Origin of the sequence: Ignavibacterium sp., assembly GCA_032027145.1 — a bacterium.
Taxonomy (GTDB): Bacteria; Bacteroidota; Ignavibacteria; order Ignavibacteriales; family Ignavibacteriaceae; genus IGN3.
This window is the reverse complement of sequence record JAVSMP010000001.1, coordinates 805,457-820,559: the sequence shown is the minus strand read 5'-3', so window position 1 is coordinate 820,559 and position 15,103 is coordinate 805,457. Positions and strand designations below refer to the sequence as shown.

At 36.8% G+C, this 15,103-nt stretch carries 13 protein-coding genes; 1 reads left to right on the top strand and 12 read right to left on the bottom strand.

Annotated features, from left to right (window positions below; all coding sequences use genetic code 11):
• Positions 1-6: 6 nt before the first annotated feature.
• The 3 genes from ROY99_03210 to ROY99_03200 form a co-directional block, all read right to left on the bottom strand.
• Positions 7-945 carry an aldo/keto reductase gene (locus ROY99_03210; GenBank protein MDT3695374.1) on the bottom strand — a complete coding sequence of 313 codons (939 nt, stop codon included), beginning with the start codon at positions 943-945 and terminating at the stop codon, positions 7-9.
• Between the two features lie 72 nt (positions 946-1,017).
• Entirely contained in the window at positions 1,018-2,226 is a 1,209-nt protein-coding gene (locus ROY99_03205; GenBank protein MDT3695373.1) for an aldo/keto reductase, read from the bottom strand.
• Between the two features lie 41 nt (positions 2,227-2,267).
• The gene (locus ROY99_03200) at positions 2,268-3,029 is read right to left on the bottom strand and encodes a glucose 1-dehydrogenase (GenBank protein ID MDT3695372.1); all 762 of its coding nucleotides are present in this window, start codon (positions 3,027-3,029) and stop codon (positions 2,268-2,270) included.
• 141 nt (positions 3,030-3,170) lie between these two features.
• Between ROY99_03200 and ROY99_03195 the strand changes: the two genes are divergently transcribed.
• Positions 3,171-4,070 carry a helix-turn-helix domain-containing protein gene (locus tag ROY99_03195; GenBank protein MDT3695371.1) on the top strand — a complete coding sequence of 300 codons (900 nt, stop codon included), beginning with the start codon at positions 3,171-3,173 and terminating at the stop codon, positions 4,068-4,070.
• Between the two features lie 489 nt (positions 4,071-4,559).
• On the opposite strand, the gene ROY99_03190 is transcribed toward ROY99_03195, so the two are convergent.
• The 9 genes from ROY99_03190 to ROY99_03150 form a co-directional block, all read right to left on the bottom strand.
• The gene (locus ROY99_03190) at positions 4,560-6,170 is read right to left on the bottom strand and encodes a type I restriction-modification system subunit M (GenBank protein ID MDT3695370.1); all 1,611 of its coding nucleotides are present in this window, start codon (positions 6,168-6,170) and stop codon (positions 4,560-4,562) included.
• Complete coding sequence (locus tag ROY99_03185; protein MDT3695369.1) at positions 6,167-7,306, bottom strand: AAA family ATPase; 1,140 nt, start codon at positions 7,304-7,306, stop codon at positions 6,167-6,169. Before ROY99_03185 ends, ROY99_03190 begins: the two co-directional genes overlap by 4 nt.
• Entirely contained in the window at positions 7,303-8,562 is a 1,260-nt protein-coding gene (locus ROY99_03180; GenBank protein ID MDT3695368.1) for a restriction endonuclease subunit S, read from the bottom strand. The genes ROY99_03185 and ROY99_03180 overlap by 4 nt, the downstream gene beginning before the upstream one ends.
• A complete protein-coding gene (locus ROY99_03175) occupies positions 8,555-11,518 on the bottom strand; it encodes a type I restriction endonuclease subunit R (GenBank protein ID MDT3695367.1) in 2,964 nt (987 codons plus the stop codon). Before ROY99_03175 ends, ROY99_03180 begins: the two co-directional genes overlap by 8 nt.
• A 506-nt stretch (positions 11,519-12,024) precedes the next feature.
• Entirely contained in the window at positions 12,025-12,483 is a 459-nt protein-coding gene (locus ROY99_03170) for a VOC family protein (protein MDT3695366.1), read from the bottom strand.
• Between the two features lie 114 nt (positions 12,484-12,597).
• Positions 12,598-13,155 (bottom strand): DUF4256 domain-containing protein, encoded by a 558-nt coding sequence (locus tag ROY99_03165; GenBank protein MDT3695365.1) that lies wholly within the window; start codon positions 13,153-13,155, stop codon positions 12,598-12,600.
• Between the two features lie 82 nt (positions 13,156-13,237).
• On the bottom strand, positions 13,238-13,675 hold the full coding sequence (locus ROY99_03160; protein MDT3695364.1) for a VOC family protein: 438 nt from the start codon (positions 13,673-13,675) through the stop codon (positions 13,238-13,240).
• Positions 13,676-14,029: 354 nt separating this feature from the next.
• Entirely contained in the window at positions 14,030-14,563 is a 534-nt protein-coding gene (locus ROY99_03155; protein ID MDT3695363.1) for a dihydrofolate reductase family protein, read from the bottom strand.
• 185 nt (positions 14,564-14,748) lie between these two features.
• The gene (locus ROY99_03150; GenBank protein ID MDT3695362.1) at positions 14,749-15,009 is read right to left on the bottom strand and encodes an OmpA family protein; all 261 of its coding nucleotides are present in this window, start codon (positions 15,007-15,009) and stop codon (positions 14,749-14,751) included.
• Positions 15,010-15,103 lie beyond the last annotated feature (94 nt).

Genomic DNA, 15,103 nt, shown 5'->3' with positions numbered 1-15,103 from the left:
CAAGATTTACCATGGAAAATTATCAGGATCATTCTTAGCACTGGTTCTTTGATTGATGTTAACTCCATTAATAATTGACATATCTGTGGGAGATAGTTCGAAATCAAAAATATTAATATCCTCCTTCATGTGAGCAACATTTGTTGAGCGGGTAACCGAAATTAATCCCCGCTGCATATCCCACCTCAAAATTATTTGAGCAACACTTCTATCATATTTTTTGGCAATACTTTTTAATACGCTATTGTCAAGGTCGTTTCCGGATGCTAATGGAGACCAGCATTCAACAGCAATATCTTTGTATAATGTAATACCGGTATTCTCCATATTTGAGAATGTCGGATGAATTTCAATTTGATTGAGTACCGGTTTTATCTTTGCATATTTCAACAAGTCATCTATGTGATGCGGATTGAAATTGCTGAGTCCGATTGATTTTAAAAGACCTTTGTTCACATATTCTTCCATAATATTCCATGTTTCCTGAATATGATCTACTACGGGCCAATGAATAAGCATCAGGTCAATATATTCACCTCCAAGTTTTTCAAGACTTATATCCAAAGATTCTTTAACGGATCTGTTTCGCATGACATCAGGTCCAACTTTTGAGGTGATGAAAACATCTTTCCTGGCAATTCCGCTATCTTTGATTCCTTTGAAAACTCCCGCTTCATTTTGATATCCTTGAGCAGTATCAATGAGTCTGAATCCAACTTCGATTGCTTCACGAACATATTGATCCGGTTTGTCCGTCAAAGTCCAAGTACCAAATCCAAGCTGAGGCATTTTTAATCCGTTGTTCAATGAAAACAATGGAACATCTTTTTCAGCAGTTCCATTATCTTTTCTGTTAGAAAAAAAATCTGTTGCTGCAAATGATTTTCCAATTGTTAAAAATCCGGCTAATCCTGCTGATGACTTTATAAAATTACTTCTGTTCATAATTTATCTCCTTCAATCTATAAGTTGTAAAATTTTTATTTCCTGGTTTCATAATTTTCTTACTGTTTGAGATTAATTTCCTTTGGAAGGTAACGGTGATTTGCCGTGTGTACCTTTTGAGCTTTCACCCAGATTGGCGCCAATATCATGATTGAGAAATAGTGCTTCGGTGGTTCGGGGACCTTCAACTTTTATCGTTGCAAATCCTTTTTCCAATTCGTCCATATCTTCTGCTGAAAGCGTTACTTTTAGTGCATTGATATTCTCATCAATATGTTTAGGATTTGAAGTTCCGGGAATTGGAACAAGCGATGGATATTTTGCCAATAACCACGCAAGTGCAACTTGCCCGGGTGTTGCATAAGTGCGCTGCCCAATTTGTTGGAGTAATCCTATTAGTTTCCAATTGTGTTTTTGCGCTTCAACAGTGAACCGTGCTCTATGCGCACGCAGGTCAAGTTTATCGTCAAACGGCGTGTTGATGGTGATTGTTCCTGTCAGATAACCTGAACCTAACGGACTCCATGGCACAAATCCAATTCCAAGTTCCTGGCAGGCTGGTAATACTTCATGTTCCGGATCGCGAGTCCAAAATGAATATTCGTTTTGAACAGCAGTTACCGGATGAACAGCATGTGCTCTGCGGATAGTTGCTTCGCCTGCTTCTGATAAACCATAATGAAGAACTTTTCCTTCTTTAATTAAATCTTGCATGACTCCAACAACATCTTCAATAGGAACTGTTGGATCAACCCTGTGCTGATAATACAAATCAATATAATCGGTTTTCAGTCGTTTGAGAGAACCTTCAGTCATTTTCCTTATATACTCGGGATGACTGTTTAATCCAATATTTTTTCCGTTTTCATCATAGCCGTAACCAAATTTAGTTGCGATGACCACCTTATCTCTAATCGGAGAAAGAGCTAACCCAACCGATTCTTCATTAATAAACGGTCCATAGTTTATCGCGGTATCAAAAAATGTTACACCTTTGTCGTAAGCCGCACGGATGACTTTTGCTGTTTCTTCATTGCTTAAACGTGGAGCGTAACCATGCTGCATACTCATGCATCCAAAGCCCATTGCCGAAACTTCGAGAGAACCTAATCTACGAGTTGGCAATGCTGAAGATTTTAAGTTTGAATTCATATTTGAATTCTCCCTCAATGGTGAAAAATTTTGTGCAAACCCGGTGAATGGATTTACTAATTGTAAAGCCATTACAGAAGCCGAAGTTTTTAAAAAAGTTCTGCGTGTCCAGTCTTTATTCTCTAACATATTTTTATTCCTTTTATTTATTAATAAAAATATTCACTTACTTACTTTACTGTGTAGCCTCCATCAGGCGTTACGGTTTGACCAATCATAAATCCTGCACCTTCGCTGCATAACCAAAGAACAGCACTGGCAATTTCTTCTGCTTTGCCCATTCTTCCCATTGGGATAGCATTTATAACTGCTTTCATATGTTCTGGTCTGTCAGCCACTGCGTTGGAAACCATTGGCGTCTCGGTTGTACCTGGACAAATACAATTGATTCGAATACCTCTATGAGCATATTCGAGTGCACTTGCTTTTGTTAATCCAACAACGCCATGTTTCGCTGCGGTGTAAGCACCGAGATTTGCAGTGCCTACTAAACCACTTTGTGAAGAACAATTAACGATAGCTCCGCTTCCTTGTTTCCGCATCTGCTGTAATTCGTACTTCATACAGTACCAAATGCCTTTCAGGTTAACAGCTATGGCTTTATCAAAATCTTCTGAAAGCGCATCTGCTGTTTCAACAACAGCGACATGCATTCCTGCATTATTATATGCAAAATCGAGTTTGCCAAAGGCTGATACTGTTTGCTCTACCATACTTGCAACTTCTGCTTCGTTTGTTACATCACAACTGATAGCAATTGCTTTATGTCCGGCGTTAGTTATTTTTTTCACCGCAGTTTGAACTGAGTTTTTATTTAAGTCAGCCAAGGCTACGGAAGCACCTGCTTCAGCAAACGCAATCGCTGTTGCAAGTCCAATTCCTGATCCAGCACCTGTAATTAGTGCAACTTTTTCTTTAAAATTGTAGTGCATATTTTCTTTCTAAAATTTGATACAAAAATAATATCTCAGTTCAGGCTTGCTGTATGCAGATTACTGAACTTTGTAACTATTTTACTGAATCCTATTGTTAGAATATTCATATTATCTTTATCCTGATATTGGAATTAGTATATGACTAAAATTTTGCAAGTTGAAAATATTTCTGATTATGAAGACTATGTAGGTTTTAAAGGCTTACATCCTTTAGTGAGTGTCATCCCTTATTCAGTCGTAACACCTATTCGCCACAGCCGTACAAAATTTAGTGTGTATGCTCTGTTTTTGCGGGACGATCGTTTGGAAGAACTTACTTACGGAATGGGAAGTTATGACTATGATGAGGGAACATTAATTGCAGTCTCTCCAGGTCAAATTGGAGGTGTGGAAGACAATGGCGAAAAGTTTGATATAAAAGGCTGGGCTTTACTATTTCATCCGGACTTATTACGCGGCACATCTCTGGAAAATAAAATGAGCCAGTTTACTTACTTCTCTTATCATATCAATGAAGCGCTGCACATGACTTCCAGTGAAAGAGGAATCATTGTAAAATGCTTAGAGCTTCTTAAATATGAGTTGGAAAATTCGGACAAGTTAAATAAGAATACTATTATCGTTAGTTTGATCGACGTTGTTTTGGAGTATTGCCTTCGGTTTTATGACAGGCAATTTGCAACAAGAAAAATTGAGAACAGTGATATTTTAGTTCGGTTTGAACAGACGTTAATTGATTATTACAATGCTGAAAAACAATTTAAAGAAGGGATACCAACCGTAAAATATTGTTCCGAAAATCTGTTTCTTTCAACGAACTACTTTGGTGATTTGGTGAAGAAGGAGACTGGGAATCCGCCGATTTATTTCATTCAAAATTTTATCATCAACAGAGCTAAGAGCGAATTATTTTCTAACAAATCAGTAAGCGAAACTGCTTTCAATCTGGGTTTTGGATCCCCGCAAGCCTTAAGCCGTTTTTTTAAACTTCATACCGGAAAGACACCGTTGGAATACTTCAGATCAAAAAGCAAGTGAATAGATTTAAAGATTTGAACACAATTCAACATTTGCTTTTAGCTTATTATAATTCAAATTTTTTTCAGCCTCACAAATTAATTTAGATAATTGTTTAGCTGACAGTTGAACCGATATGGAATTGAATTTCAATGTTTTGGCGCTTGGCGCAGTGGCGAATTTTTAGCACAAAAGTTCAACCGAAGAATTACACTTGAACCTACCACAAAACTGTCATACGAAGCACTGAACCCGCCATTACGCCAAACCGCTGTTACCGGCTGGTGTTCTGTCGTCCGTGTCTGCAAACCATTGTCAGTATTGAGTTTCCGTGTCATTGTCTGTCGGGTTGTGCGTTGCGTTTTTTATTTTTTTGAATGGTCGGGAATTTTTTAAAAAATAATTTTGTCTTGCGTTGGCTTTGCAAGCTCTTTGACAAAGCTTTGGTCTGTGCGTTGGTTTGTGCGGCTTTGGCAATGTGCTTGCAAATAGCGTGGGCTTGTCATTAGTTTATATTGGTGGGAGTCCCAATTCCTTTAAAAATTTATTATGTGTCTCTCTTGCTTTGTTAATGTCTTTGTCAAGGTCAACGAGTTTTTTGTTTACCTCTTTCAAGTCAATTATTTCTTCGTCTAACGATGTGCTTACATAACGTGAGATATTTAGGTTGAATTCGTTTTTCACAATTTCGTCCATTGTCACTCTACGAGAATAACGAGTTTCATCGGTTCTGTTTTTGTAGGTGTTAACTATCTTGTCAATGTTTTCAGGTAGTAAACTGTTTTGTCGTTTTCCCTTTTCAAAGTGGTCAACTGCGTTAATGAACAAAACATCATCAAACTTTTTGCACTTCTTTAAAACCAAAATACAGACTGGAATACCTGTCGAGAAAAACAGATTTGCAGGAAGTCCGATAACGGTGTCAATATTTCCGTCCTCTAATAGTTTTCTCCTGATTTTTTCTTCTGCTCCGCTTCTGAATAAAACACCGTGAGGTAAAATGATTGCCATTGTTCCCTCTTTACTCAAAAAGTGAAAACCGTGTAACAGAAAAGCAAAGTCGGCTGCTGACTTAGGAGCAAGTCCGTAACTTTTGAAGCGAAAATCTTCTCCCATTGCTTCCGTTGGTTCCCAACGATAGCTGAATGGTGGATTGGCTACAATAGCATCAAATTCTAATTTCTTAGATGGATTTATTTCATTGAGAATTTCCCAGTCATTGAGTAAAGTGTCACCGTGGTGAATTTCAAATTCTGTGTCTTTCACGCCATGCAAAAGCATGTTCATTCGTGCTAAGTTGTAAGTCGTGATGTTTTTTTCTTGTCCATAAATTTTGCCGATTGTTCCTTTTGCATCCGTCATTTTCTTACGAACGTTAAGCAATAACGAACCTGAACCACAGGCAAAGTCTAAAACTCTTTCAATCTTTTTCTTTTCGCCTGAACTTGGGTCTTGGCTGTCAAGTATCACAACAGAAGAAAGTATATCTGAAATTCTTTGAGGGGTATAAAATTCTCCTGCTTTTTGACCTGAGCCTGCGGCAAATTTTCCAATCAAATATTCGTAAGCATCGCCTAAGTAGTCAACGTGTTTATTAAAACTATTAATGCCTTCTGCAATCTTCTGAATGATATTGCAAAGCTTTTTATTTCGTTCTTCGTAGTTCTTGCCGAGTTTATCAGAATCTAAATTGATTTCAGAAAACAAGCCTTGAAAGGTGCTTTCAAATGATTCATTCTCTATGTATTTAAAACCATCTTGCAAAGTGCGAAGCAATTCTTTGCTTTGGGTTTTAGCCAATTCCGCAATGCTGTTCCATAAATGCGATGGCTCAATTACATAATGAACCTTTCTTCGCATTTGCTTTTCAAATTCCTTTACATCAGCTTCGTTTTGCTCATACCAAACGGAAAGCGGAGTTCGCTTGTCTTTGTCTTTTAGAACAGGATAATCTTTTCCTAATTCCTTTTTTGCTGCTGCTTCGTAATTGTCACTTAGATAACGTAAGAACAAAAACGAAAGCATATAATCACGGAACTGGTCAGCGTTCATTGCTCCACGCAATTCGTCTGCAATTTTCCAAAGTGTATTACCTAATTGTGTTTGATTATTTTCTGTCATGCTGTTGCTGCTGGAGTTGGTTCATTAAATATTTCTGGAAAATGGAATTCATATTTCACAAGGAATCCATTAAAAATTCGTTTGAATAAGTCTTTGTTGTCGCCAATCATTTCTTGAGGGTCAAAAATTGAATACTTGCCATGACTGAACAATTGCAAAGCTCTTTCAAAAAGAACTTCATCGTCTAAGCCTTGAATACATTTATCAATTTTGTCATACCCGAAAAAGCTGGCGGTCTTTTCGAGAATGCTACGCAAAGCATTGAAATGATAAGTGAATATTTTATCTGATTCTACAACCTTTTTGAGTTCACTTATTGTTGCGATATGATGAAAAAATGGTGTGTCGCCTGTGTCTTGCAAAGCATAATCGTTTGGCTCTTTGAAATGAAGGAAGTATCGCTTGTTTTTAACCTTTCTGCCAAATTCGTTGAACAATACATTGAAAAACAAACTGTGATGCGTTGAAATTACTGTTTTTATTTCGCTGCCCTCTGTGGTAAGAAGGTTGGCTAAATCACAAGCTATCGCAATGGCATTATTTTCGTCTAATGATGAAATCGGGTCGTCAATGTAAATGTAATTAACCCAATTGTATGAAGGGTCTTTGTCAATTACTAACTGGCAAATGGCTAAAAAGAAGCACCAAATAAAAAGTGTTTCTTCGCCTCTTGATATTTTGATGTTTTCAATTGTTTGCTCTGCTCCTTCAACTATGATACTTCTTGAAAACCGAACTGTTGCGTTTTCATAGTCTATATTGAATTTCAAATCAACATAGTTGTGAAAAAACGATTCAATTTTTGCATCTAACTCCAATTCTCGTAAGCCGTCAAAAAATGCTGAATCGGTGTTAAGTTTCAAATATCTTTCGGTGTCGTTTTCAAGGTCGTTGTGCCAAGAAAATAAGTCTTCTGTAAAAGCATTAAAGTAAAGCGTGTCTCTTTTAGTTACTTCTCTTTCTGCATTGTATTCTTTACCTGCTTCTTTAAATTCCATTGACAGGCGAGTTTTCCCTGTGCCATTATGAGCAAAGAAAAGCACTAAATCTTTTAGTGGTCTGTGATCACCTGTTAAGTCCTTACGGAAGTGTGTGGCAATATCTGTAAGGTTTGTAAATTTTATTACTCCGCTCATTCTGTTACTTCATTTAGATTAGGAAACAAACCCTGCAACAATCCTTTTTTGTGAAGTTGCAATTGTTCTATTCTTTCAGCCTGCAAGCGAATCAAATCATCTAAGGAAGAAAGACAAGAGGCGATTTTTTGTTGTTCTTGAAGAGATGGAGGAACGAAAAAGGAATAGGATTTATATTCTTCTGCATTTATACCAGGTTGTCCAGAACGCAAAGAGGTCTTCGATACCCATTTTTTATATTTTTCAGTTAAGGTTTGAGCATAAATGAAGTAAGGAATTTCATTCTTTATTGAGAATCTTATCAAGAACCCTGCAAAATAAACTTTATCATTTCCTTTTTGATGTAGATAAGATTTCCCTACGCTTGCACCTGTTCTTGCAAAAACCACATCCCCAATCTTTAAAAGGTATTTTTCTTCCAATATGCCATCAGGCGAAGTAACTGAATCCTGTAAAAAAAGCCTTGTATTTTCATCAATATCTGTTATTCTCAAATATTTGTTTTCACCATCAAAATCTTTTGATGCTGAATTCATTCCGTACATTACATTTTCGGAAATCTCCCCCAATTTCTTCTCCACCCACTCCCCACTATTTTCAAACTCCTTAAAGCGTAGTTTGGGCACCGTTTCACCTTCTTTTGAAAATAAATTTTGCAACAAGCCTTTTTTATGTTCTTTCAGCACTTCCAGCTTTTGGCTCTCGGCTGTGATAACTTCATCTAAGGATGAAAGACAAGCTGCTATTTTCCGTTGTTCATCTAATTGGGTAATAGGGACTTTAATTTGGGAAAGGTTGTCATAATTTAAAGTATTTCTAACACCACCTTCAAAAATCATCTGCTTGGAAAATTCATTTGACTTGAAGTAGTTCAATAAAAATATATCGTCAATTACTGAATTGTTTGCCTTGAAGCTTACATATAATGGACTAATTATTGAAGTATTGTCATCAGATTTATAGGCTAGAGAACCAATATCAATTCTTGAAGGGTTGTAAGCAAAATATCCTCTATTGATAACATAATAGTTTGAAGTGTCTTTACTTGCAATAATTCTGTTGTCAAAGTATTCATCTTGTTTAATAAAGCCGAATTTATTGCTAACACTTTCAACCAAAGAATATTTTTGGTCTTTATTTTTAGTTGAGTTTTTTATCAAAACTTCACCCAGCGGCTTAACCTTCCAAACTCCACCATTCTTAAACTCAGAAAATCTAAGAATAGGCACCAATTTTATTTCGTTGTTCTTACTCATAAGCTTTCAGTCCTGATATTTCTCGCCCTTCGGCTTTCTTTTTTAAAATAGGTGTCAATTCGTCCATCAATGCCAATTCTCTTTTGGTGCGTTCTTTCCAACCTAAGTCTAAGGGTGCAAATAGTTCACTCAATTTGTCGGCATCAAAAATCATTCGGCTAATTATTGCATTGGTAAATTCGTTTAATGCCGAAAATTCTAAACCGTTATTCTGTGCTATCTCTGTTAATCTTTTAGCAATTTTCTCTTCCTTGAATTTTTGATAGCCGTCTTTTATTTCATGCTCATTGAGTGCTTTACCAACTTCCAACTTTTTAATATAGTCAATAATGTCTTCCCGTTCTTCCATCAAGTTGGCACTGCTGCTCAACACACCAATCAATTGGTCACGGGTCATTTTCTGCTTTTTCGGTGTGTCTTGTGTGTATTTGGCAATCAGGTTCATGATGTAATCATAATCCACTACCGAAGAAGCAAACAGCACAAATTCAAAATCCAATTGCTGAATGTTTTCAGGTGCTTTGCCGCCTTCTTTTTGTTGTATTTCTTTGAGTTGTTTGGCAATTTCTAAATACGAACTTCGGAACGAACGCAATTGCTCTTCGGGCATTAAGTTTTCAATCTTTGCTTTCTGTTCTTCGTTCAGGTCGGTGTATTGGTCAAGCTGCGTTTTCAATCGTTGCACTTCTTTAAAGCGATTGATAAACTCCACACGGGCAGCATCGCCTTTGATGTTGTAAACTTCCTGCGGTTCGGCTACCATGTTTTTATCCTCCATCCACTTTTCCATTGCCTTTACTGCTTCTTGGTATTTCTCAATTACTTTCGGAGCAGGGTCAACCAACCAAATTTCTTTGGCTCTTTCTGCTACACTTTCACCGCTGAATAAAGCAATGGCTCTGTCCACTTCGGCTTGTTGTTGGCGGAAATCTAAAATATTGCCATAAGGTTTGGTGTCATTCAAAATACGGTTGGTTCGGCTGAAAGCCTGAATCAGTCCGTGAAATTTCAGGTTCTTGTCAACATACAACGTATTCAAATATTTGCTGTCAAAGCCCGTGAGCAACATATCCACCACAATCACTAAGTCAATTTTGTTTTTGCGTGGATAGTCGGCATTGCTGAACTTCTGAAATTTGATGCGTTGCTGAACATCCTGGTAATACAAATCAAATTCAGTAATTCTATGGTTGGTGCCATATTGCTTGTTGTAATCGCTGATGATGGCTTCCAGTGCTTTCTTCTTCTTTTCAGGTTCAACTTTATTATCGGCTTTTTCTTGTTGTAAATCTTCCTGCAACTGCTGAACATCTTTATTTCCTTCGGCTGGTGGAGAAAATACACAAGCAATATTTAGCGGAACAAAAGTTTCATCTTCTTTTAGTTTGTTCGCTTGAATCTCTTTGAATAGTTCGTAATATTCAATGGCATCATTAATGGAAGCAGTTGCCAACAAAGCATTGAAACGCTTGCTGTGCGTTGCCGCATCATGTTTTTTCAGAATAGCGTTTGCAACCGCTTTTTTATGGTCGGTGCTGCCAACGGTTACATTTTTTTCAGGTTTGAAATAGTCAATATGAAAACGCAACACGTTTCTATCTTCTATTGCATGAGTGATAGTGTAATTATGTAACGAATTTTGGAAAATGTCTTTAGTGGTTACATAAGAACCAACTGTTCCGTCAATTTGCTTGTAGGTTGAGTTATCGTCAAAAATGGGAGTTCCTGTAAAGCCGAATAACTGTGCTTTTGGGAAAAACTCTTTAATTGCTTTGTGATTTTCTCCAAACTGTGAACGGTGGCACTCGTCAAAAATGAAAACGATGCGTTTGTCGCTTAACGCATGTAAGCGTTCTTTATAGTTATTTTTGTTGTTTGGGTCTAAAGCTAAACCTAATTTTTGAATGGTCGTAACAATTACTTTGTTGGCATAATCTTCCGAAAGCATTCGTCTTACTAAAGTTTCTGTGTTGGTATTTTCCTCAACACAACCTTCTTGAAACTTGTTGAACTCCTCACGGGTTTGTCGGTCAAGGTCTTTACGGTCAACCACAAACAAACATTTTTCAATATTCGGATTGTCTTTGAGCAAGGTAGATGCTTTGAAAGAAGTCAGCGTTTTTCCGCTTCCTGTTGTATGCCAAATGAAGCCGTTGCCTTTGTGTTCCTGAATAGAATTGACAATTGCCTTAACTGCATAAATCTGATATGGTCGCATGACCATCAATTTTTGTTCGCTTGCAACCAATACCATGTATTTGCTTATCATTTGGCTTAGAGTGCATTTGCTCAAAAACTTTTCAGAGAAATCGTCTAAGTGTGTGATTTTTTTGTTGTCCTCACCGGCATATTGATAGATAGGCAAAAACTGTTCGTCAGCATTAAAGCTGAAATGAGCAGCGTTGTTATTGGCAAAATAGTAGGTGTTTGAACGGTTGCTCACAATAAACATCTGCATAAAGCAAAGCAATGAATTGGTGTAGCCGTTTCCCGGGTCGCTTTTGTAGTCCACAATTTGCTGCATGGCTTTTCGTGGGCTAACCTCCAAACCTTTCAATTCAATTTGCACAACGGGAATTCCGTTTATAAGCAAAATCACATCATAACGGTGGTGGCTGTTGCTTGTGTTGATGCGTAATTGATTGATTACTTCAAATTCGTTTTTGCACCAATCTTTGATGTTTACCAATGTATAATGCAAAGGTGTTCCGTCCTCACGGGTAAAGGTGTTGATTTCTCTAAGTCGTTTTGATGATGCAAAAACGTCCGGATTTATTATTTCCTTAAAAAGTCTTTCAAATTCTGAATCAGTCAAGTTCACACGATTCAAGGCTTGAAACTTCTCACGGAAATTCTTTTCAAGGGAAGCCTTGTCCCGAATGTCTGCCCTGTGAGTGTATTTCAGATCAGTCAATTTGGTAATCAAACTATCTTCTATTTGTATCTCTTTTGTCATCTAAAATTTATATCAGTCAAAGTTACTTTTTTAATCATGTCAATCAGTCTGTGTGTTGGCAAAAAGTGGCTCTTTTGGCTTTGCGAAGGGTCGGCTTGCGGGTGGGAAAAAAATAAAAAACACAGGGTCGGCAATGAGTGTCGGCTTACTCGTTGTCCGCTTGAAATATGGTCTGTATGTTGTCCAACTGTCAAAATGGTTTGTCCTTGTGTTAATGTTTAATATTTAGTCGTCTGTTTCATGTTTGCACTGTCGTTTTACACTTGCCGCTAACTCCTTTATAGGTCTCACAAAATCAGACATATACAACCAATACAGGCGTATAGGTCTCATAACAGTGAGATTTTAATATGTCAAAACTAACTAAAGATTTTCTAATAATCACTCAACAATCACCGTGCGCAGATTGCATTATTAGTGGGGCAATCAGATGGCGAACCAGCAAAGACTGATTATATATTTTACCAAAGACAATTTCAGAAATAAGAGCTACAAACTTTCTTTTATTATTTGGTTGTCTTTCCGCCCATTGCTGTAAAGACGCTGTCAACTGGTTCCCATAATTCAATTTTGTTTCCTTCATCATCCATAATATGTACAAACTTTCCGTAATCATAAGCTTCAATACTATCAAGAATTTTTACTCCGTTTTCTTTCAGCTTATTAATGAGAGCTTCGATATTCTGAACCCGATAGTTTATCATAAAATCCTTTTTTGAAGGTTCAAAATATTTATCACCTTGTTTAAAGGGACTCCATTGCAGATAGTTGATTTCGTCTGGTCGGTTTGCATTTCTAAATTCAAAACTAGAGCCCCATTGATTTACCTCCAGTCCTAAATTTTTCGAATACCATTCTTTTGCTTTTTCGGGATTTTCAGAGAAGAAGAAAATCCCTCCTATTCCGGTTACTCTTGGTTTGTTGTCGTTTGTTGAAATCGTTGTTTCAGGTTTTTGTTTTTTCATAACTTTTAAATTATTGTTTTCTGAGATGCAGCCTATTATTAATAAAATAATCGAGGCGAATACTATTAGCTTATACATATCTTTTTTGAAATTAATATTATTAATTAAGTTGTCTTAAATTTTTATCAATCCTCTAAAACCTCTCGCGGCGTAATAAGAATCCGCTCCGTTATGGTAACAAAAAACTCTGCCGAATCTGAAATCACCAAAAATAGCTCCTCCAAGCTTTCGAACTTTTTCAGGAGTTTTAAGCCAGCTTGAAGTTTTTGTATCAAAGCTCTCTAATGATTGTAAATAATTGTACTGCTTTTCATCAAGAAGCTCTATATTCATCTCCGAAGCCATATTAACTGCGCTATCTTTTGGTTTGTGCTCTTTTCTGGCTTCTAATGCTTGGTGGTCGTAGCAAACGCTTCTTCTGCCTTTGGGACTTTCGGTAGAACAGTCACAAAATATAAACGCCTTTTCACTCTTGTCAAACCCGATTACATCAGGCTCACCTCCTGTAATTTCCATCTCATTAAGTGACCACAATTTGTCGGGCTGCTTTGTTAAATGAATTTCAACGTCATTCCATTTTATTCCAATGTGCCTGTGTTGGTTTTCCTCAAACCGCTGTTTTAGAACTTTAAGTAAACTCTTCTTTTCGTTTTCAGAAATTTTTTTCATCATTGCTTTTTATTTGTTAGCATCCTGTTGTTAAAACGATATTTACCCGGTGGTATATCGGTGGTTCGTTGCTGCCGGGTTATACCTACGCATTATTCTTGGGATCAAAGTCCACCATCCACTCAATACCATATTTATCTCTAAACATTCCAAAATACGAGCCCCAGGGACTGTCTCCAATCGGTGCTTCAATTTGTCCGCCGGCAGATAGTCCGTTAAAAATTTTATCTGCTTCTTCTTTGCTTTCGGCAATTATAGAAATTTTACTTCTGTTTTCATTCTCATTTACCCTTCCCATACTAAGCGGGACGTCGTTAGCCATTAACAAATTATTTTTACCGATAGGCAAAACGATGTGCATTATTTTGTCTGCTTCGGCTTCGGTCCATCTGTTGTTCGGATCTTTGGGTAAATCTTTAAATCGAACTATTGCGGCAAACTCACCGCCAAAAACTGATTTGTAAAAATTAAATGCTTCTTCGGTATTTCCGTTGAACATTATGTAAGGATTTATTTGTGCCATAATTAATGCCTCAAAATTAATTAAACGTTGTTGAAGTTGAATTCTTGTCCTGTATGCTCGGTTATTAACTTAATAAAACTATTTGTTTTTTCCATTAGAATAATTTATGGTCTGGGGTTTATCGCCAATCTTACGGTGAGAAAAATTTTTTATTATTCGTTCTATTATCTATGAATCAAGGCTTACCTTTAAAATTGTATCAGCTACTATGTGGAACATCTCTTTCATATAGGCATGCTTTGGAAAAACTTAAAATATAGAATGCTTTTTGATCTGTGCCTTTACATTCAATCAAAATTAATTTTGAAGAATCGGGGCTGGGGGTTAAAAGTTTTTTATTGTAATTGTAATTATTTAGTTGTCTGCACGCTTGTAATGAAGCTGGGCCAGTCCTTTTTCAAATTTTTTAATTGAAACCAATTCTAATCTTTGTTCCTTTCGTCCGTCTTTGAAAAGCTTTATCCCGCTGCCAACTAAAACCGGTATAATTGAAATAATAAATTCGTCAATTAGATTTTCTTTTAATAACTCGTTCACAACTTCAGCGCCGCCATCTATAAAAATGTTTTTTCCGGACTCTGCTTTAAGCTTTGAAATCAGAGCTGGAAGTTTTCCTGTATAAAAATTTATCTTACCGATACTTGGTCTTGCTGTCCGTGTTATGATAAAAGAATTTTTGTCAGAGTGAGGGTATTCGGAAACTTGTGTCATTACCCAATCGTAAGTCCTTCTCCCAAGGATTACGGTATCCACCGATTTTACAAAGTCTGCATAACCGTAATCTTCACCGTCTTGTTGAACGATTGATAAAAAACTAAGGTCGTCATTTGGTTTTGCAATATAGCCGTCCAGACTTGCTGCGATGTAAAGTATTACTTTTCTTTCCATTGTAGGTTTTATCCTATTTGAAGTTATTGTTGTATTACTGTCTTATTGCTGATGGGCGGAAATTTTCAGCACTAAAGTTCAATCAAAGAATGGAAGCTGAGCCTTACACAAATGCACAATAGAATAGGTTCAGCTCCGTTTTTTGCAATACCTTGTTAGCAGATATTTTTTGTATTTCCGTTCTTCTATTTCAACACTATTTCTACTCTTCGGTTCTTCTGTCTGCCTTCTTCATCAGCATTTGTCGTTACAGGACAAAGCTGTCCAACACCATCGGAAGTCAGGCAGGGTTGAGAAATTCCTTTGGAAACCAAATAACTAACAACAGCTGCGGCCCGGTCTTTGGAAAGTTTCATATTATGTGCAAAATATGAAAAGACCTGAACTAATTTACAGATATTCCCGTCTGCTGCAAATAAAAAATTATTAACTCCATACCGAAACATCAGATCCTCATAATTTAATCTACTCCGGGTTATATAGCGCTTCTTTTCTTCAAGCTTTTAATTCTCAATTTTGTATCTTTAAAATGAAAATCAA